The organism is Duganella sp. 1411 (genome assembly GCF_017833525.1).
Taxonomy (GTDB): domain Bacteria; phylum Pseudomonadota; class Gammaproteobacteria; order Burkholderiales; family Burkholderiaceae_D; genus Rugamonas.
Genome location: NZ_JAFICD010000002.1, coordinates 446,706 through 464,824, shown reverse-complemented (window position 1 = coordinate 464,824; position 18,119 = coordinate 446,706). Strand labels below are relative to the sequence as shown.

Genomic DNA, 18,119 nt, shown 5'->3' with positions numbered 1-18,119 from the left:
CGGAGCAAGTGTGAATAGTCCGCACGGTACCCACGTCGTGAGCGTGCGCTCGCTCGATGAGCACCTGTCGTCCGACCAAAGTTTCAGTTCGGCTTACGCGCGCGCGGTCGGCGCCATCGCCGGCAACGAGGGCGGCCTGACGCTGGCGCAGTTCGCCGCCGTCACCGACATCGCCGGCGACGGCAAATCGTCGGCCGTGTTCACCGCGCTGGTGCTCAACGCCATCGAATCGGGCGTGTCCGTCGACTGGGCCTTCAACGCGCTCGCACGCAGCTGCGCCGGCATCGACCAGGCCGCGCGCGAGAACGCGCTCGCCATGGCGATGCCGTTGCTGGCCCTGCACGGCGGCGACGCCCGGCTGGTGGCGCAACGGCTGGCCAAGGCGCTGTCGGTGCGGCTGCCGGCGGAGGAGCTGGACAAGCTGCCGCAGGCCGAGCAGCGCGGCATCCTGGCCAACCTGGGCGATCAGGCGCGGCGGCTGGTGCGCGGGCGTTCGCTGGCCGACGCCGTCGCCGAGTTCGGCCGCAACGCCGGCCAGCCGGAATTGATCGAGCACGCGCGCAACTTCCAGTCCGGCGGGATCGACCACGGCCAGTTGAAGCAACTGGTGGTGGGCACCACGGCGGCGATCGCGCAGGACATCAGCGCCTACCTGGACCAGGCGCGCCTGCTGTCGATGGGCGAGGCCACGGCCGCCACCCTGGTGAGCGCGGCCAACGACCTGAAAAACCAGGTGCTGCAGCGGCTGACCTTGGTGGACCAGCGCATCGCCCACGAGCGCCGCCTGCTGGCCGAGGAGATCGACGACGCCGTGCACGACGCCGGCAACGCCATCGAGCTGGCCATCGGCGAACGGCTCAACACCGACAAATGGAAAGAGGAAGAAGTCTGGGCCAGCATCGGCCGCCAGCAGTTTGGGCAGGAGATGGAGCGGCGGCTGGACCGCATCGTGCGCCGCAAGGAGCAGGCCTTGCATTTGCTGCAGGAGGATTTGCGGCTATTCCAGTCGGCCATGCGGCTCAACCAGTCGTCGGTGTTCCAGCGGCAGCACCATTCGACCCTGGCCCGGCTGATGCCGCGCCTGCGCATCGGCACGCGGCTGGTCAACAGCGTCGACACAGCGGCCAACGTCACCTTGATGAGCGGGGCGGTGGTGGCGGCCGGCACCGGCACGGCCGCGTACCTGATCGGCGCGGCGATCGTGTTGCCGGTGGTGGCGCCGGCGGCGCCGTTCGTCGGCGGCGCGGTTTTGCTGGCCGGCGCGTTCAAATGGTTCACCGACGGCGGCAAGCGCAAGCGCACCGAAATCCGCGACAAGCGCGCCGCGTTCGAGCAGGAGCTGCGCAAGCAGTTGCAGGCGGCCGAGCAATCGTTCAGCGACCAGTTGCAGCTGGTGGCGCAGGGTTTCCATGATTCGGCGCTGCAGTTGCTGACGCCGTTGTTATTGGAGGCGGAAGCGGCCGCGCGCGTGCCCGGCATGCGCCAGCGCATTGCCGACCGCGTGATCACGCAGGCGCAGGCGGCGATCCGGCAGCTGGACGCCGAGTTGAGCTAGCGCGCAGCGCGCAAACCCGCATGCCGTTCGCGATGACGCATGCGTCACCGGGTAGGGGTCGTACCCCGTGCGGGGTACGACCCCGGTTTGCGGTGCGGGTTAAAAGCCCGCGTGGAACGACACGGCTCACCGCTGCAGATTGCTCGCGATGATGCCATCGGCCGCCGCCACCGCCTGTCCCAGCGGCTGCGCCAGCGCCCGCGTGCTGTACACCGGCGCCGGCGGCATCGCCGCGCCCAGCACCGGGCCGTCGGTCTTGCTGATGTCGACCTTGACCGTCGTCGACAAGCCGATCCGCAGCGGATGCTCGCGCAACTCCTTCGCGTCCAGCGCGATCCGCACCGGCAGCCGCTGCACCACCTTGATCCAGTTGCCGCTGGCGTTTTGCGCCGGCAGCAGCGAGAACGCGCTGCCAGTGCCGGCCGACAGTCCCACCACCTTGCCGTGGAACGCGACCTTGCCGCCATACATATCCGCCTCCACCGTGGCCGGCTGGCCGACGCGGATGTCGCGCAACTCCGATTCCTTGAAATTGGCGTCCACCCACAACTGGTCGAGCGGCACGATGGCCATCAACGTGGTGCCCGGCGTGGCGCGCGCGCCGACCTGCACGCCGCGCTTGGCGACATAGCCCGACACCGGCGCGACAATGGTGTTGCGGCGCGCCGCCAGCCACGCCTGTTCGTAGTCGGCCTTGGCCGCCAGCACCCGCGGATGCGTGGCCAGGCCGACGCCGGCCACGCCGGTCTGCGCGGCCTCCTGCTGGCGCGCCGCCACCGCCAGCGCGGCGCGGGCGTTGGCCACTGCCTGGCGCGCGTGCTCGACCTCTTCGCCGGAGACGGTGTGGTCGGCCGCCAGCGGCTGGCGCCGCGCCAGATCGTCTTCGGCGTTCTTCAGCTGCAGCTTGCGCTGGGCGACGGTGGCGTCGTATTGGGCGACGTCGGCGTAGCGTTCGCGTTGTTCGCGCACGGCGGCGCCCAGCTTGGCGGCGGCCTGCGCCAGCGCGACGTCGGCGTCGGCCGGATCGAGCTTGATCAGCGGCGCGCCCGCTTGCACCAGCTGCGTTTCGTCGGCGCCGATTTCGGTGACGTTGCCGCTGACCTGGGACGACAGGTTGACCAGGTTGCCGCCGACGTAGGCGTTGTCGGTCTCCTGGATCTTCGACAGCACGACGTGGTAATAGACGGCGTACGCGGCGCCGGCCGCGATGAACAGCAAGGTGATGCCGGCCAGGACGATGTTGCGCTTCTTGTTGCCCGGCTGCGCCGGCGTGGTGGTGGTTGTGCTCATGTTGGTCTTTCGATTATCTGGTTACGGTCGCTGGTGGCGTTTAAATCACCTGTAAATCGTAGGGCGGATTAGCGCAGCGTAATCGGCCATGCGTGCGTCGCGGCGGCGCGTGCATGGCCGATTACGGCGTGCCGCCTAATCCGCCCTACGTGTTACCGTGGCTAGTGGTGCTTCTTCGTGGTAGCCGCCGCCCAGCGCGTTGGTCAGGGCGACTTCGGCCAGTCGTTGTACCTGGCGCAGATACAGGTCGGCATCCTGCTGCTTCAACAGCGCCATGTGCGCGGCCAGCAGCGCGCCGTTGTCGGCCAGGCCGCGATCGACCCGCGCCCGCGCCGACGCCAGCTGCGCGCGGGCGGCGTCGGTGGCGCCGTTTTGCTGGACGATCTGCCGCTCGATGCCGCGCAGCTGCAGCGCGTCCTGGGCGACGTCGCGCACCGCCTCGACGACGGCCTGGTTGTATTCGGCGATGCGCTCGTCGCGCGCGGTGCGGGCGCTGTCGAGGCGCGCATCGAGCCGGCGGCTGTCGAACAGCGGCAGCGTCAGCGTCGGTCCGAGGTACAGCGTGCGGCTGGCCGCCTGCAGCAGGTTCTCGACCTTGACCGTGTCGAGGCCGACCGATCCGCTCAGGTTCAGGTCCGGGTAGAACGCCGCCTTGGCCGCGTCGATGGTGCTGAGCGAGGCTTCCAGCTTCCAGCGCGCGGCCTGCAGGTCCGGCCGGCGCGCCAGCAGTTCCATGCCCAGGCGCGCGGGCAGCGCGTGCGCCACGTCGGACGCCGGCAGTGGTTTGAGATCGGCCAGCGCCGCGCTGTCGGCGCCGAGCAGCGCGCGCAGCGCTTCGCGTTCGTGGCCGATGTCGGCGTCGAGTTGCGCCTGCTGTTTGCGGATCAGGTTGAGGTCCGCTTCGGCCGCGCGCTGGTCGTCGGCGGTGGCCAAGCCGCGGGCGATGCGCCTGGCCTTGTCCCGCACCAGTTCCTGCTGCGCGCCGGCCAGTTGCTCCAGATTGGCCATGCGCGCCCAGCCGCCCTGCAGCCGGAAGTAGCTTTGCGCGATCGACGCCGCCAGCAGCTGTTCGGCTTCGGCGTAGGCGGCGCGGTCGGCGTTGAGCGCGCCGATGGCGGCGGCCACCTGCGCGCGGTTCTTGCCCCACCAGTCGAAGTCGTAGCGCAGGTCGAGGCGCAGCGTCTCGGACGTGAACCAGGCGCCGCCGATCGGCGCCGGGAACAGGCCGGTGCCGGAATAACGCTGGCGGTTGGCGTTGGCGTAGCCCGAGACGTCGACGCCGACATCGGCCGCGCTGCGCGACAGTGCCGAGCGCGCGCTGCCGATGTGCGCCGCCGCCACCTCCAGCGTCGGGCCGGCGGCGAGCGCGCGCGCGATCAGCGCGTTCAATTGGTCGTCGTGGTAGGCGGTCCACCATTGCGCCTCCGGCCAGCCCTCGCGCGCCAGCTTGATGTCGGCCGGGAGCAGGGCGGTGGCGGCGTCGCGCCGTTGCGGCGGATGCGGATCGGGGCGGATGTGGGCGCAGCCGGCCAGCATGGCCATGGCCAGCAGCAGGGTGGGCGCGAGCCGGTTCTGTATCTTCATATGAGGTTCCTATCGTTAGTCCGCGTGGGCCGCCAGCGCCGCCTCGCCCGGGGCGGAGCTGTTGGCCGGCCGGATCAGCAGCAGCAGCGGCAGCACGCACAAGGTCAGGATCAGCATCAGCCAGAAGTCGTCGACGTAGGCGATCATCGAGGCCTGGCGCGTGATCTCGTTGTTGAGCAATGCGGCCGCCTGCGGCGTGGCGAGGTTGTCGAGCAGCGCCGGGTTGGCGGTGGTGATCTTCTCGGCCAGCGCGCTGTGCACGGTTTGCGTGTTGCGCACCAAGAGGGTCTGCACCAGCGCGATGCCGATCGAGCTGCCGATATTGCGCATCAGGCTGTAGATGGCGGTGCCCTCGGCGCGCATTTGCGGCGACAAGGTGGCGAAGGTGGCCGCGCTCAGCGGCACGAACACCAGCCCCAGTCCGAGCCCCTGGATGACGCCGGGCCAGATGATGTCGGCCCGCGACAGCACCAGCGTGTAGCGCGTCATCTGCCACAGCGAGAAGGCGGTGATGGCGAAGCCGGCGCCCAGCAGCAGGCGTAGGTCGAGCTTGCCGACCAGCCGTCCGGCCAGCATCATCGCGATCATCGTGCCCAGGCCGCTGGGAGCGGTGACCAGCCCGGCCACGGCGGCCGGGTAGCCCATCAGGCTTTGCAGCATGGTCGGCGTCAGCGCGCGCGTGGCGAACAGCACCATGCCGACGATGAAGATGAACAACAGGCCGCCGACGTAGTTGGTGTTGCGCAGCAGCCGGTAGTCGAAGAACGATTGCCCGGCCGGGCGCATCAGCGTGTGCGTGGCGAACCAGGCGAAGCTGAGCGCCAGCAGGATGGCCTCGGCCCAGGTCTCGGTGGCGGCGAACCAGTCGTTCTGCTCGCCGCGGTCGAGCAGCATCTGCAGCGCGCCGATGGCCAGGCTGAGCGTGACGAAGCCGAAGGCGTCGAAGCGCATCTTGCGCGGCGCCGGGCTGCGCAAGATGTAGCGCCAGATGCCGTAGAAGGCCATCGCGCCGACCGGCACGTTGATGAAGAACACCCAGCGCCAGTTGTAGCTGTCGGTCAGCCAGCCGCCCAGGGTGGGGCCGAGGATGGGGCCGATCATCACGCCCATACCCCACACCGCCATGGCCGAGCCGTGCTTTTCGCGCGGGTTGATGTCGAGCAGCGTGGCCTGCGACAGCGGTACCAGCGCGGCGCCGAACACGCCCTGCAGCATGCGCGCGGCGACGATCTCGGCCAGCGAGCCGGACAGGCCGCACAGCACCGAGGCGATCGTGAAGCCGGCCACGGCGGCGAGAAAGACGTTCTTCTGGCCGAAGCGGTCGCACATCCAGCCGGTCAGCGGCGTGGCGATGGCGGTGGCGACGATGAACGACGTCAGCACCCAGGTGATCTGGTCCTGCGAGGCCGACAGGCTGCCCTGCATGTGCGGCAGCGCGACGTTGGCGATGGTGCCGTCGAGCGCCTGGATGATGGTCGCCAGCATGATCGAGATGGTGATCATGCGGCGGTTGAGCGGCGCCGCCTGGCTCATGGGCGCGACTCGATCTGGGCGTGCAGCGCCTCGAGGAACTCGGTGACCACGCGCAGGGTGTCGGGATCGACGTTGCCCAGCAGTTCGCGACGCACGATGTCGGCCTCCTGCCAGACGCTCTGGTAGATGCGCCGGCCGTCCTCGGTCAGGCTCAGCAGCTTGACGCGGCGGTCGGTGTCGGACGGCGTGCGCACCATGTAGCCGGCCTTGACCAGCCGGTCGATGGTGGCGACCATGGTCGGGTCCTCGACGCCGACGCGCGCGGCCAACTGCGTCTGCGACGGCGGCGAGGTTTCCTTGGCCGTCAGCGCGATCGCCATCCAGCTGGCCTGGCTGATGCCCAGGTGCTTGAGGCGGCGGTCGATCGCCTGGCGCCAGGCGCGGGCGCTGCCGTGCAACGCGGCGGAGAAGCGTTCTTCGATAGAGGGCATATCATTTGCCTGTGAATAGTTAGGTCTCGAACTATTATTGTAGCGCGCGGCGTGTCGCCTTGCAATCGATACTTGCTTGCAAGTATGTTCGTTAGCGAACGGAAATACGGCTGAGGGCTTGGTATTATGTTTCTTGAGCAACTTCGCTCAACAGCAGTCAATAATAAATGGGGCACATCATGAAAGCCAAACTCATTGCGGCCAGCTTGCTGGCATTGTCCACCTCCGCCTTCGCGACCGATGTCGGCGTTTCGGTCACCATCGGCCAGCCGGGTTTCTACGGCCGCCTGGACATCGGCGACTATCCGCAGCCGCAAGTGATTTACCGCGAGCCGATCCTGGTGCAGCGGCCGGTGCGTTACGTCGAAAGCGCGCCGATCTACCTGCGCGTGCCGCCGGGCCACGCGAAAAACTGGTCCAAGCATTGCCGCGCTTACAACGCATGCGGACAGCGCGTGTATTTTGTTCAAGATAACTGGTATAACAACCAGTACGTGCCGGCCTATCGCAGCCGCCACGGTGGCGGCGGCTACGACGACCGCCGCGACGACCGCCGCGATGACCGCCGTGACGACCGTCGCGACGACGACCACGGGCGGGGCCATGGCCACGGCAATGGCAATGGCAATGGCCACGGTAATGGGAACGGCCACGGCAACGGGAACGGCCGCGACCGTTAAATCGACCACGCGGCGGCTGCCGCCGCTTACAGGAGAAACATTTGCATAGCAAAATAGTCATTGTGGGCGGCGGAGCGGGCGGGCTGGAGCTCGCCTGCAAACTGGGGCGCAAGCTCGGCCCGGAAGCGGTGATGCTGGTCGACAGCCGGCTCTACCATATCTGGAAACCGTCGCTGCACGAGGTGGCGGCCGGCACGCTGGACGTGCATCAGGAAGGCCTGTCCTACCAGATGCTGGCGCACGACAATGGCTTCACGTTCGTCTATGGCCCGCTGGTCGCGCTCGACGCGGCGCAGCGGATGCTGACGGTCGGCGAGATCCGCGGCGTCGAGCCGACGGACGAACTGATCCTGCCCGAACGGAGCGTCCGCTTCGATTCGCTGGTGCTGGCCGTCGGCAGCACCTCCAATTATTTCGGCGTGCCCGGCGCGGCCGAACACACGATTTCCCTCAACGCCACCGAGGACGCCGAGCGCTTCCGACTGACCTTGCTCAAGCTGCTGACCCTGGCGTCGCTGAAGAAGAGCGCGCAGCCGGACGCCGGCATCGACGTCGTCATCATCGGCGGCGGCGCCACCGGCGTCGAACTGGCGGCGGAGTTGCGCGAGGCCAGCGGGGTGTACGCGGCCTACGGCTTCCGCCAGCTGCAGGCCGAGCGCGACGTGCGCATCACCTTGCTCGAGGGCGCGCCGCGCATCCTGGCGCCGCTGCCGGAGAAGGTGTCGACGGCCGCGCTGGAGCTGCTGCATCAGCGCGCCGTCACGGTAGTCACCAATACCCGGGTGACGGCGATCTCGGCCACGCAGGTGAGCGCCGGCGACGTCGCGTACCCGGCGCAGATCGTGGTCTGGGCGGCCGGCATCAAGGCGCCCGATTTCCTCAAGGAGCTGGGTCTGCCGACCATCAAGTCGGGGCAGATCGATGTCGGGCCGGACCTCGCGGTCAAGGGTTACGACTATATTTATGCGATGGGCGATTGCGCCGCGTGCGCCGGGCCGGACGGCAAGCTGGTGCCGCCGCGCGCGCAGGCGGCGCACCAGCAGGCCGATTATCTGCTCAAGACGTTCGTGCGGCGGGAGGCCGGCAAGCCGCCGCAATCGAAGCCGTATGTGTACCGCGATTATGGTTCGCTGGTGTCGTTCGGGCAGACCACGTCGGTGGGCAGTTTGATGGGGTCGTTGAAGGGGTTGAGCTGGTTTGTCGACGGGTTTGTCGCGCGGCTGATGTATGTCAGTTTGCATTTGATGCATCACCAGGCCGTGCTGGGGACGATACGCACCGGCGTGCTGGCCGTGGCGCGCTTCCTGATCAAGCGCAGCACGCCGCTGGTGAAGTTGCATTGAGCGAGGACACGGAGGCACGTAGGGCGGATTAGCGGGCAATGCCCGCCAATCCGCCCCGGGGGCACATCGATGGCACGGCCTACCTGCCGGTAGGCCTTGAGAGGCGGAACGCCGTAATCCGCCAATGGATGCGCCGTCGAGACGCACGCATTGGCGGATTACGCTGCGCTAATCCGCCCTACGTGGTTTCGTGGTTTCGTGGTTTAGACGTGGTTTGGACGTGGTTTGGACCTGGATTTTTTTACAGCGCGTTGACCGGCTTCGGCAACACCATCGTCAGCGTGACGCCGCCGTCGGCGCCCGCCGCCAGCGTCAAGGTGCCGCCCAAATACGCGGCGCGCTCGCGCGCCATGCGCAGCCCGTACTTGCCGCCCTCATGGCCCGACCCCTTCGTGCCCGGGCCGCCCAGGCCCACGCCGTTGTCCTTGACCGTCAACATCACCTCGTCCTCGTTGTCGTCGACGATGACGTCCACCTCGGTCGCGTTGGCATGCGCGACGATGTTGCGCAGCGCTTCCTCCAGCGTGTGCAGCAGCACGATGCCGTGGCTGCGCGGACAATCGAGTTCGTCGTCGGGCAGGCTGCAGCGGGCGACGATCTTGTGCTGCTCGCCGAACTGCTCCACCAGCTCGCCCAGCGCGACGCGCACGCCGAGAAACTCCAGCTTGTCGTTCCACAATTTGAGCTGCATCTGGCGGTTGGTCTCGACGATCTGCATCAGCAGTTGCTTCATGTGCGCGGCGCGGTCCTGCAGCGCCGGCTCCTGCGGCATCTTTTGCATCAGCAGGCCCAGATGCATGGTCAGCGCCGTCAGCGACGACCCCAGGCTGTCGTGCAACTGGCGCGACAGCGAGCGCCTTTCGTTATCCCAACATGTGTGTACGTGGCCGAGCAGTTCGCTCAAATCCGCGCTGCGCAGCGCGTCCTGATGTTCTTGTGGAGCCGGTAAGGACATGGTTTTCTCTGATGTGATGTTAGCGGACCGGCGTGGCGGTGGGTAACCGCTTTTCCCCGGCAGACTTATTTTTTTTCCGATGATACCCGAGCTTCGCCAAGCGTGGCGCACCGTGGCGCGGCGGCCACGGCCGCGCGGCCTACTTGACCGGCTGCGCGGTGCAACTGCCGATCACTTCCATCAGGTGGTCGATGTCGACCGGCTTGACCAGGTGGCGGTCGAAGCCGGCGTCGAGCACGCGCCGCAGGTCCTCGGCCAGGCCGTAGCCGGTCAGCGCGATGAGCTTGATGCCGCGCGTGGCGGGGTCGGCGCGCAGCCGCCGCGCCACCTCGTAGCCGTCGATGCCGGGCAGGCCGATGTCGACCAGCGCCAGGTCGGGCAGGTGGCGCGCGGCCGCCTCCAGCCCGCGCGGGCCGTCCTCGGCGTGGCGCACCTCGTAGCCGTAGCAGCTGAGCATCATGGCCATCATCTCGCGGCCGTCGTCGTTGTCCTCGATCAGCAGCACGCTCGGCTTGCCCGCTTCGCGTTCGGCGGCCGGCGGCGGCGCCGGCGGCGCGGCCACCTGATGTTCGATGCGTGGCAGCCGGAGCGTGAAAGTGCTGCCGCCGCCCGGGCCCTTGCTTTCGGCCTCGATGCCGCCGCCGTGCAGTTCGGCCAGCCGGCGCACCAGCGACAGGCCGATACCCAGCCCGCCCTGGGCGCGGTCCAGCGTGCTGGTGCCCTGGACGAACACGTCGAACACGTGCGGCAGCAGGTCGGCCGTGATGCCGACGCCGGTGTCGCGCACGCTGAGCACGACGTCGTCGTTCTCGGTCCAGGTGCGCACCTCGATGCGCCCGCCCGGCGGCGTGTATTTGAGGGCGTTGTCGATCAGGTTGCTGGCGATCTGCTCGAGCCGGGTGGCGTCGCCGTCGACCCAGCCGGGGTCGAGGTCCTGGATCAGTTCGTAGTCGCCGCTGCGGCCGGTGGCGCGGAAGGTTTCGAGCGTGTGCGCGACCAGCGCCGACAGGTCCAGCGCGGCGCGGTTGAGCAGGATCTTGCCGGACATGGCGCGCGACAGGTCGAGCAGGTCGTCGACGATGCGGCCCAGGTGCTGGCTCTGGCGCTGGATGATCTTCTTGGCGCGCTGCACGCCATCGGCCGACACCCCGGGCAGGCCGATCAGCGAGGCGGCGCTGCTGATGGCGCTGAGCGGATTGCGCAGCTCGTGGCCCAGCATCGCCAGGAACTCGTCCTTGGCGTGGTTCTGCCGCTCGGCCACCTGGCGCTCCTCGATCTCGCGCGTGAGCCGCTTGTTGGTGGCGGTCAGCTCGGTGGTGCGCTGGCTCAGCTGGCGCGCCTGCTTTTTGAGTTCCTCGTTCTTGACCGCCAGCGCGACGAACACGGAAATCTTGGCGTACAGGATTTGCGGGATCACCGGCGTGAACAGGAAGTCGACGGCGCCGCGCTGGTAGGCCTTCAAACGGTCAAGCTCGTCGGCGAGGAAGGCGGTCACGAAGATGATGGGGATGTCGGCCGAGCGCGCGCGCTGGTGGATCGCCTCGGCCGTCTCGAAGCCGTCCATGCCGGGCATGTTGACGTCGAGCAGGATGACGGCGAAGTCGTGCATCAGCACCTGCCGCAGCGCCTCCTGTCCCGAGCGCGCCGCCAGCACTTCATAGGACTCTTGCTCGGCCCACTGGGCGAGCAAGCTGGTCAGAGCAAACAGGCTGTTCGCATCGTCGTTGACGACCAGTATCTTTGGTTTTTCTGTTTTAGGCACGGGGTCTCTGCTCATGCTGATACTGCGAAATCTTCGCGGCGGGAACGCAGCCAGAGAAGCACTCGGGGATCATAGCAATTGCCTATATGAATGTCAAAAACCCCAGCGGCAATCGAACGGATGGGGCGGCGCCACGGCGCCAATGTTTGATTCCGCACAGACCCGCCGTGGCGCCGCTGTCACAGTGCAGCTGTCACCCCCAACTAAAAAAGGACCACATCATGAATATCGATACCATCGTCGACAAGGAATATGCGGGGCTGAGCTTCCGGGCGTTGGCCGAGGCTCCCGTCAGCGCGCTGCGCGGCATCAGTCCCAAGGACGCCAAGGCGCTGGCCCAGGCGTTCGACGTCAACAGCGTGGGCGACCTGGCCAAGCTGGACTTCTTCAAATGGGCGCAGGCGATCGCCACCTTGGCCGAGCACGAGCAGGCCACGCCGGAAGAGCAGGCCAAGGAAACGCTGCTCGACGGCGGCCTGGAAATGACGTTCCCGGCCAGCGATCCGGTGTCGGTCGATTCCGGCATCACGCGCATCGAAGTCTCGCCGGACCTGGTGAACGCCAAAGCCGACCATCAGCACGCCGGCAAGGTCGACGAGAGCACCGCCGTCGGCCGCAAGGAAAAAGCCGCCGCGCATTAATCGACGGCGGCGCGCCGCGAAAAACAAGAAGGGCGGGTGTGCATCACCCGCCCTTTTTTTTCCCGCGCGGCTTTCAGGCCGGCGCCGGCGACCGGATGTGTTGCCGGGTCGGCTGGTTGCGTAAGGTTTGCGCGGTGCAGCTGCGGTTCTTGCCGGAGCGCTTGGCCTCGTACAGCGCGGCGTCGGCCATGGCGATCACCGAGGCCACCGCGTCGGCGTCGTCGGGGAAGATGCCGATGCCGATGCTGGTCGACAGCTGCAAGGTCAGGCCGTTGATGAGGTAGGGCTCGGAGACCGCCTCGATCAGCTTGCTGGCCGGCTCCTGGGTGTCGCCCAGGTGGGCGATGTTGCCCATCACGATGACGAACTCGTCGCCGCCGACGCGCGCCACGGTGTCTTCCTTGCGGGCGCAGCCGACCAGGCGCTGCGCCACCATTTTGAGGATGTCGTCGCCGGTGGCGTGGCCGTGGGTGTCGTTGATGGCCTTGAAGCCGTCCAGGTCCAGGTACATGACGGCCGCCTTGTTCTGCTGGCGCGTCGCGTGTTGCAGCACAGTGGCGATGCGGTCCTCGAGCAGGCGGCGGTTGGGCAGGCCGGTGAGCGGATCGTGCAGCGCCAGCTCCTGCTGTTGGCGGCTGTACTGCGCCAGTTCCTTGTACAGCAGGCGCACCTCGAGCATGTTGTGGATGCGCTTGTGCACCTCGAGCAGGTCGAACGGCTTGCTGATGAAGTCGCGCGCGCCGGCCTCGAGGGCGGCGATCTTGAAACTGGGCTGGGCGGTCAGGGCCAGCACCGGCAGGTAGCCGCCCTGTTCGATTTCCTTGAGGCCCTTCATGACCTGGAAGCCATTCAGGCCCGGCATTTGCAAATCAAGCAGGATCAGGTCATAGCACTGCTGTCGGTGCATCGGGCACACCTGTTCTGGCAGCATCGTCGACGCGACATTGGTATAACCGGCTTCGCGCAGGATCTCCAGCATCAGGTCGACGTTGTCGGCACTGTCATCCACCACCAGGATTTTGGCGTGCAGAATTTCATCTCGGCTCGGCATATATGTCTCTGTCTGTCTTGAAAACGGCCGGAATGGCCGGGAAAACGCCCATAATAAATCGATAATATAGCAAACCCTTGTGCTGCGGCGCACACATCTGTAACTTATTTCCGCATGGAAACAATTGTACCCCGAATCGCGGATTTTTGTAGTGTAACAAGCCTTCGGCGGATTGCTTGTAGGACAGTGCCGCGTCTCAAAGTAGGAGGAAATGTGTACTGTGTGGCAATATTGGTTACCTGTGTTTATCGCACGACATCGCCGCCGGACCTCATTGCTCAGAGGATATCACGCGTGGCGGTGCGCGGCGCCCATGGCCGCCACTTTTGAGATGAGCTCACTTGGCTCGACCGGCTTGGAGATGTGGGCCAAAAAGCCGCTCGACAGCGCGCGCACCCGGTCCTCCGAGCGGGCGAAGGCGGTCAGCGCGATGGCCGGCAGGTTGCCGCCGTGCGCCGGCCCCAGCGCGCGGATGCGGTCGAGCAGGCCGTAGCCGTCGACCTCCGGCATGCCCAGGTCGCTGACCATCAGGTCGGGCCGCGCGTGCTGCAGCAATTGCAGCGCCTCGGTGGCGGTGGCGGCCGTCAGCACGTCGGCGTTGCAGTCGTTAAGTATGCGTTTGATCAACTCGCGGGCGTCGTCTTCGTCGTCTACAACCAACACTTGCAATCCGGATAGGTCGTGCGCGGCGGCGGCGCCGGTGGCGCCGGCCGGGGCGGCCTCGTTTTTGCCGCCGCGGCGCGGCAGGCGGACCGTGAAGCAGGCGCCGAGGCCGTCGCCGGCGCTCTCGGCGCTGACGGTGCCGCCGTGCTGCTCGACCAGGTGCTTGACGATCGACAAGCCCAGTCCCAGGCCGCCGTGCTGGCGGGTGGTGGTGGCGTCGGCCTGGCGGAAGCGCTCGAACACGTGGGCGATGAAGCCGGGCGCGATGCCGATGCCGGTGTCGCGCACGAACACGGCCACCTGGTCGCCCTCGCGCCGGACGCCGACGGTGACCGTGCCGCCGTGCGGCGTGAACTTGATGGCGTTGGCCAGCAGGTTCCAGATGATTTGCTGCAGGCGGTTGGCGTCGCCGGCGACCATGCCGGCCAGCGGCTCGAACTCGGTGTGCAGGTGGATGTGCTTGGCCTGGGCGGCCGGGCGCACCGTCTCGATGGCGGCGGCGGCGATCGCCGACGGCGACAGCGGCAGCATTTCGAGCTGCACCTTGCCGGAGGCGATGCTGCTCATGTCGAGCAGATCCTCGATCAGCTGGGCCTGCGCGCGCGCGTTGCGCTCGATGGTTTGCAGGCCGCGGTGCAGGTCGGCCTGGTCGCGGCTGCCGCGCCGCAGCACCTGGGCCCAGCCCAGGATCGCCGTCAGCGGCGTGCGCAGCTCGTGCGACAGCGTGGCCAGGAATTCATCCTTCATCTGGCTGGTGCGCTCGGCCTCGGCGCGCGCTTGGCGCTCGCTGTCGAGCAGCACCTTGCGCTCCTCGGCGGCCTGCTGGGTGGCCTCGTACAGGCGGGCGTTGTCGATCGCGATGGCGGCCTGGGCGGCGACGCCGCCGATGATGCGTTCGGTGCGCTCGGAAAACATGCCCGGCTCCGGGTGGCCGAGGCACAGGCAGCCGATCACCGCGCCCGAGCTCAGCGCCACCGGCACGGCCAGGTAGCTGCGCACCGGCGGCTGGCCGTCCGCGGCCAAGTCCGGCGTGGCGCCCAGGTCGTCGCTGCGCAGCGGACCCCTGCCGGCCAGGTTGGGACCGAGCAGGGCGGCCGCGCGCGGCTCGCCGAAGCGGGCGAAGCCCTCGGGCGTGGCGCGCGCCAGCGTGTGCAGCATGACCGCCTCGCCACCGCCGCCGACGCCCTGGTGGAAGAAGGCGCCGAAGCGCGCGCCGCTGATGCTGGTGGCGGCGTCGGTGAGCTCCTGCAGCAGCGGCCGCAGGTCGCGGGTGGAGGCCAGCGTGGTGCCGGTGCGGTTGACCAGCTCGAGCACGGCGGTCTCGTCGCGCAGCGCCTCCTGGGCGCGTTTGACCTGGTCGACGTCGGTGCAGGTGCCGAACCAGCGCAGCACGCGGCCGTCGCTGCCGCGCACCGGGTTGGCGCGCGTCAGGAACCAGCGGAACTCGCCGCCGGCGCCGCGGATGGGCACCTCCAGCTCGAACGGCGCGCCGCTGGCGCGGCATTGTTCCCACAGCGCCAGCATGGCGTCGAGGCAGTCGGGGGCGTAGACGTCGCGCCAGCCGCCGCCGGCCATGTGCTCGGGCGTGGTGCCGGTGTAGTCGTACCAGCGCTGGTTGTACCAGATCATGGTGCCGTCCTGCTCGGCGATCCAGGCCAGTTGCGGCATGGAATTGGCCAGCGCGCGCAATTCGAGCTGGCTCTGGCGCAGCGCCTCGCGCGCGCTCAGCAGTTCCTGTTCGGCGCTGGGCGCGGGGATGAGCGGGGCGTCGTTGGCCACGGTGGCGCTCGGCATGACGTCGTTGGGCTCGTTGGGAAGAATCATCTATCGCTTCAGGCTGCCGCGCTGCCCGGGCCGCCGGGTGGCGGCCGCGTGCCGCCAGGCGGGCGCTTGACGTTTAACGGTGTCTTGATTGTAACGCTTTCGTCAACACCGGCACCGCACGGTTGACGCCAGCGCGCCCGCCACCGCGCGGCCGGGCGGGGCGGCGGGCCGCAAGCGGCGCGGCGCTCAGGGGCGGGCGGCGCGCGGCAGCCGGGCGATCTGGTCGAGCGCGCTCTGCAACTGTTCGATGTCGTATGGTTTTTGCAACGATCTTGCCGGAAATTCCAGATGCCGCGTCAATTCGTCGCCGTAGCCGGAGGCGAACAGCAACGCCAGCTCGGGCGCCTGCCGCAGCGCGCGGCGCGCCAGGTCGACCCCGGACATGCCCGGCAGCGAGACGTCGGTGAACAGCACGTCGAACGATTGCCGCGACAATTCCGGCAGCGCCTCCTCGCCGGAGGCGGCCGCGTGCACCTCGTGGCCGAGCGCGCGCAGCGTCTCGCACACCAGGTAGCGGGCGTCGGCGTTGTCCTCGACCACCAGCAGGCGCAGCGGACGGGCCTCGGCGGCGGCGGCCGGCGCCGCGCGCGACGGCGACAGCGCGCACAGGATGCCGGCCACGCTGTCGTTTTCGTCGCGCACCGGCGTGTAGTACAGGTCCAGCGCCAGCTGGGTGACGGCGCCGTCGCGCCACACCGGCAGGTTGTTGCCGAGGTAGCTGGCGCTGTGGCCGTCCCAGGCGCGGCCGATGGCGGCGCTGTTCCAGCTCCACGCGGCCGGCTGCATCGACGGCACGCTGGCGCCGGGCGGGCGCAGGCTGGCCAGCCCGATCAGCGCGGCGTAGGCGTCGTTGTAGACCATGACTTGTTCGCGCCCCCACATCAGCAGCATCGGCAGCGGCGTGTTGAGCAGGATGTCGACCGTCAGGCGCAGGCACGGCGGCCAGCCGTCGCGCGCGCCCAGGGCGGTGCGTGACCAGTCGGTGGAGGGGGACGGCGCGGAGTCGGTTCGATTCATACGGTGGAGGAGGCCTGTTTGTGATCTGCTATCTGTTCTTATGAAAAGGCAAAGCTGATCGAATCGTACACGGTAAAAAAAAAGCCCGCTACAGGAGCGGGCTAAATCTATTTCCTTGGAGGAGAATAGAGGAGACAGGTCAATGATGCTGCAACGCGCAATCGAATGCAAATTTTTATTGATGATGAGCGAGATCACCGTGGTGAATAAGGGGGATTTCGAGGTCTTTTTGTCCATGTTGCAGCGCATCCGGCGAGGCCTTCGGATACACTGCCGCATAGTGTCCAGAGCGGCGGGGGCCGCAAACAGGGAGGTTTACGATGGTTAGCGTGGTCCGTCACCGCAAGGTAAATATTGTTGTATTGGAGCAAAACGAGCAACTTGCCAGTCACTGCGCCGCTGGCGATATCGGCATCATTTCCGACGACGCGGGCTGGTGGGTCAAGTTCGTCGGCGAGGACGGGCAGGTCGATTGCTACGGCGACCCGTATCCGTCCTACAACGAAGCGCTGTGGGCGGCCAAGGCGGCGGCCGAATTCGGCGTCTGAGACGAAGCACTGGACAAGCGCCGGGAGTGTCCCTATAATGCTGCTTCTTTCGAACGGCACGCCGGTTGAAAGAGGTGTAGCAGAGCATGAAATGGATGGCTGTGAAGAAGTTGATTTGGCATTTAGTACGCCGAGCCAACTAAACGATAGAAAAAATCGAACTTTGCAAAACGAAATTAATGCTTTATAATGCTGCCAACGCGGCTGTAGCTCAGCTGGATAGAGTACTTGGCTACGAACCAAGGGGTCGTGGGTTCGATTCCTGCCAGCCGCACCAAAAATTCGTAAGTGGAAGGGCCTGAAGAGAAATCTTCAGGCCCTTTTGCTTTGTGGCGGGGCTCGATCCCGCGCCTAGCCCTTATAAATGCCGCAGGCGATGGTCATATCTTCATACCGTTCGACATACATCGATTTTTTCTGTATCTGTTTGGTCAGCGGGTCGGGCCACTTATAGTCCTGCCATCCCGAGCCTTTCGTTTTAGCGATTTCGATCCGATCCCGCACGATCTGCTTGCCGTCGACATCTTTCAGGTCCAGGGTGTTCTTGCCGGCCAGCTTGGCGTTATTGCCGTTTGCCAAGGTGACGCCATCGAGCGTCCCCACGGTCACATACAGGTCGCGGTCGCGGTATTGCGGGCTTTGCGCCTGTATCTCCTGGATCACTTTTTCCTTGCCCAGCTTTTTCATATCGGCGATGACCTTCTTCACCATCGCCACCGCGTCGTTGGCGCTGGCGCGCTCGGCGTCGACGGCGCCGGCGCCGCCCACGGCGAACGCCGTCATCATCACTATCGTCTGCAAAAAGCGTTTCATCGTTCTCTCCTTGAATTATCGAATCGCCGCCGTATCCCGGCGCCCGGCCGGCGGAGGGAGGGGCGTATCTCATCATAGTTGCGACCCGGTTCCGGGGAAAGATAAATAGTTGGTATGGAGAAAAACCGGAATTTCCCGGAAGGAGTGCTTCTCGAATCGGAAAAACGCTGCTATAATCTTGTTTTTCGCGGCTGTAGCTCAGCTGGATAGAGTACTTGGCTACGAACCAAGGGGTCGTGGGTTCGATTCCTGCCAGCCGCACCAAAATTCGTAAGACGAAGGGCCTGAAGAGAAATCTTCAGGCCCTTTTTCTTTGGTGCGCCCAGCATGGGCGCAACTCCTGCGGGTGCACGTCCCGCCGCGGCGTGCCGCAGATCGTCGAAAAGCTGCGCTCTGACATGCTTGGCTGGAAAGGGTACTTCAAGCTGG

The 18,119-nt window shown here is 66.8% G+C and carries 16 protein-coding genes and 2 tRNA genes; 8 read left to right on the top strand and 10 right to left on the bottom strand.

Annotated elements, in window-relative coordinates; translation table 11 throughout:
- Positions 1 to 10: 10 nt before the first annotated feature.
- Positions 11 to 1,555, top strand: a complete 1,545-nt coding sequence (locus JOD97_RS13715; protein ID WP_209718451.1) for a hypothetical protein — start codon at positions 11 to 13, stop codon at positions 1,553 to 1,555.
- A gap of 126 nt (positions 1,556 to 1,681) precedes the next feature.
- On the opposite strand, the gene JOD97_RS13710 is transcribed toward JOD97_RS13715, so the two are convergent.
- From JOD97_RS13710 to JOD97_RS13695, 4 genes are all read right to left on the bottom strand, one after another.
- Positions 1,682 to 2,845, bottom strand: coding sequence for an efflux RND transporter periplasmic adaptor subunit (locus JOD97_RS13710; RefSeq protein WP_209718449.1), 1,164 nt, complete (start codon positions 2,843 to 2,845; stop codon positions 1,682 to 1,684).
- A gap of 135 nt (positions 2,846 to 2,980) precedes the next feature.
- On the bottom strand, positions 2,981 to 4,429 hold the full coding sequence (locus JOD97_RS13705) for an efflux transporter outer membrane subunit (RefSeq protein WP_209718446.1): 1,449 nt from the start codon (positions 4,427 to 4,429) through the stop codon (positions 2,981 to 2,983).
- 15 nt (positions 4,430 to 4,444) lie between these two features.
- The gene (locus tag JOD97_RS13700) at positions 4,445 to 5,962 is read right to left on the bottom strand and encodes an MDR family MFS transporter (RefSeq protein WP_209718443.1); all 1,518 of its coding nucleotides are present in this window, start codon (positions 5,960 to 5,962) and stop codon (positions 4,445 to 4,447) included.
- Positions 5,959 to 6,393 (bottom strand): MarR family winged helix-turn-helix transcriptional regulator, encoded by a 435-nt coding sequence (locus tag JOD97_RS13695; protein WP_209718439.1) that lies wholly within the window; start codon positions 6,391 to 6,393, stop codon positions 5,959 to 5,961. Before JOD97_RS13695 ends, JOD97_RS13700 begins: the two co-directional genes overlap by 4 nt.
- Before the next feature lie 179 nt (positions 6,394 to 6,572).
- Here JOD97_RS13695 and JOD97_RS13690 point away from each other — a divergent pair, with 179 nt between their 5' ends.
- Both JOD97_RS13690 and JOD97_RS13685 read left to right on the top strand, forming a co-directional pair.
- On the top strand, positions 6,573 to 7,073 hold the full coding sequence (locus tag JOD97_RS13690) for a hypothetical protein (RefSeq protein WP_209718437.1): 501 nt from the start codon (positions 6,573 to 6,575) through the stop codon (positions 7,071 to 7,073).
- Positions 7,074 to 7,114: 41 nt separating this feature from the next.
- Entirely contained in the window at positions 7,115 to 8,416 is a 1,302-nt protein-coding gene (locus JOD97_RS13685; RefSeq protein ID WP_209718435.1) for an NAD(P)/FAD-dependent oxidoreductase, read from the top strand.
- 241 nt (positions 8,417 to 8,657) lie between these two features.
- Here the strand turns inward: JOD97_RS13685 and JOD97_RS13680 are convergent, their stop codons facing one another.
- Both JOD97_RS13680 and JOD97_RS13675 read right to left on the bottom strand, forming a co-directional pair.
- Complete coding sequence (locus JOD97_RS13680) at positions 8,658 to 9,371, bottom strand: sensor histidine kinase (protein ID WP_209718432.1); 714 nt, start codon at positions 9,369 to 9,371, stop codon at positions 8,658 to 8,660.
- Between the two features lie 139 nt (positions 9,372 to 9,510).
- Positions 9,511 to 11,133, bottom strand: coding sequence for a response regulator (locus JOD97_RS13675; RefSeq protein ID WP_209718430.1), 1,623 nt, complete (start codon positions 11,131 to 11,133; stop codon positions 9,511 to 9,513).
- Between the two features lie 221 nt (positions 11,134 to 11,354).
- Here JOD97_RS13675 and JOD97_RS13670 point away from each other — a divergent pair, with 221 nt between their 5' ends.
- On the top strand, positions 11,355 to 11,774 hold the full coding sequence (locus JOD97_RS13670) for a hypothetical protein (RefSeq protein WP_209718427.1): 420 nt from the start codon (positions 11,355 to 11,357) through the stop codon (positions 11,772 to 11,774).
- A 73-nt stretch (positions 11,775 to 11,847) separates the two neighbouring features.
- Here the strand turns inward: JOD97_RS13670 and JOD97_RS13665 are convergent, their stop codons facing one another.
- The 3 genes from JOD97_RS13665 to JOD97_RS13655 form a co-directional block, all read right to left on the bottom strand.
- Entirely contained in the window at positions 11,848 to 12,825 is a 978-nt protein-coding gene (locus tag JOD97_RS13665) for a diguanylate cyclase domain-containing protein (RefSeq protein ID WP_209718424.1), read from the bottom strand.
- 288 nt (positions 12,826 to 13,113) lie between these two features.
- The gene (locus JOD97_RS13660) at positions 13,114 to 15,312 is read right to left on the bottom strand and encodes an ATP-binding protein (RefSeq protein ID WP_209718421.1); all 2,199 of its coding nucleotides are present in this window, start codon (positions 15,310 to 15,312) and stop codon (positions 13,114 to 13,116) included.
- Between the two features lie 186 nt (positions 15,313 to 15,498).
- Positions 15,499 to 16,329 carry a response regulator gene (locus JOD97_RS13655; RefSeq protein WP_209718418.1) on the bottom strand — a complete coding sequence of 277 codons (831 nt, stop codon included), beginning with the start codon at positions 16,327 to 16,329 and terminating at the stop codon, positions 15,499 to 15,501.
- 320 nt (positions 16,330 to 16,649) lie between these two features.
- Between JOD97_RS13655 and JOD97_RS13650 the strand changes: the two genes are divergently transcribed.
- The 3 genes from JOD97_RS13650 to JOD97_RS13640 all read left to right on the top strand — a co-directional run bounded on the left by JOD97_RS13650 (position 16,650) and on the right by JOD97_RS13640 (position 17,154).
- Positions 16,650 to 16,877 (top strand): hypothetical protein, encoded by a 228-nt coding sequence (locus JOD97_RS13650; protein WP_209718415.1) that lies wholly within the window; start codon positions 16,650 to 16,652, stop codon positions 16,875 to 16,877.
- A 37-nt stretch (positions 16,878 to 16,914) separates the two neighbouring features.
- Positions 16,915 to 17,067: a hypothetical protein gene (locus JOD97_RS13645; protein WP_209718412.1), complete on the top strand. Its 153-nt coding sequence runs from the start codon at positions 16,915 to 16,917 to the stop codon at positions 17,065 to 17,067.
- A 10-nt stretch (positions 17,068 to 17,077) separates the two neighbouring features.
- A tRNA-Arg gene (locus JOD97_RS13640) sits at positions 17,078 to 17,154 on the top strand.
- Positions 17,155 to 17,228: 74 nt separating this feature from the next.
- Here JOD97_RS13640 and JOD97_RS13635 read toward each other — a convergent pair.
- The gene (locus JOD97_RS13635; RefSeq protein WP_229264438.1) at positions 17,229 to 17,690 is read right to left on the bottom strand and encodes a cache domain-containing protein; all 462 of its coding nucleotides are present in this window, start codon (positions 17,688 to 17,690) and stop codon (positions 17,229 to 17,231) included.
- Between the two features lie 187 nt (positions 17,691 to 17,877).
- Here JOD97_RS13635 and JOD97_RS13630 point away from each other — a divergent pair.
- Positions 17,878 to 17,954 (top strand) — tRNA-Arg (locus JOD97_RS13630).
- Positions 17,955 to 18,119 lie beyond the last annotated feature (165 nt).

What these genes read in the sequence shown, in the direction of transcription:
- JOD97_RS13660 (WP_209718421.1), bottom strand. Translation starts at nt 15,312, where the DNA reads ATGATTCTTCCCAACGAGCCCAACGACGTCATGCCGAGCGCCACCGTG.
- JOD97_RS13645 (WP_209718412.1), top strand. Translation starts at nt 16,915, where the DNA reads ATGCTGCTTCTTTCGAACGGCACGCCGGTTGAAAGAGGTGTAGCAGAG.
- JOD97_RS13635 (WP_229264438.1), bottom strand. Translation starts at nt 17,690, where the DNA reads ATGAAACGCTTTTTGCAGACGATAGTGATGATGACGGCGTTCGCCGTG.
- JOD97_RS13705 (WP_209718446.1), bottom strand. Translation starts at nt 4,429, where the DNA reads ATGAAGATACAGAACCGGCTCGCGCCCACCCTGCTGCTGGCCATGGCC.
- JOD97_RS13665 (WP_209718424.1), bottom strand. Translation starts at nt 12,825, where the DNA reads ATGCCGAGCCGAGATGAAATTCTGCACGCCAAAATCCTGGTGGTGGAT.
- JOD97_RS13680 (WP_209718432.1), bottom strand. Translation starts at nt 9,371, where the DNA reads ATGTCCTTACCGGCTCCACAAGAACATCAGGACGCGCTGCGCAGCGCG.
- JOD97_RS13670 (WP_209718427.1), top strand. Translation starts at nt 11,355, where the DNA reads ATGAATATCGATACCATCGTCGACAAGGAATATGCGGGGCTGAGCTTC.
- JOD97_RS13695 (WP_209718439.1), bottom strand. Translation starts at nt 6,393, where the DNA reads ATGCCCTCTATCGAAGAACGCTTCTCCGCCGCGTTGCACGGCAGCGCC.
- JOD97_RS13700 (WP_209718443.1), bottom strand. Translation starts at nt 5,962, where the DNA reads ATGAGCCAGGCGGCGCCGCTCAACCGCCGCATGATCACCATCTCGATC.
- JOD97_RS13710 (WP_209718449.1), bottom strand. Translation starts at nt 2,845, where the DNA reads ATGAGCACAACCACCACCACGCCGGCGCAGCCGGGCAACAAGAAGCGC.
- JOD97_RS13690 (WP_209718437.1), top strand. Translation starts at nt 6,573, where the DNA reads ATGAAAGCCAAACTCATTGCGGCCAGCTTGCTGGCATTGTCCACCTCC.
- JOD97_RS13650 (WP_209718415.1), top strand. Translation starts at nt 16,650, where the DNA reads ATGGTTAGCGTGGTCCGTCACCGCAAGGTAAATATTGTTGTATTGGAG.
- JOD97_RS13655 (WP_209718418.1), bottom strand. Translation starts at nt 16,329, where the DNA reads ATGAATCGAACCGACTCCGCGCCGTCCCCCTCCACCGACTGGTCACGC.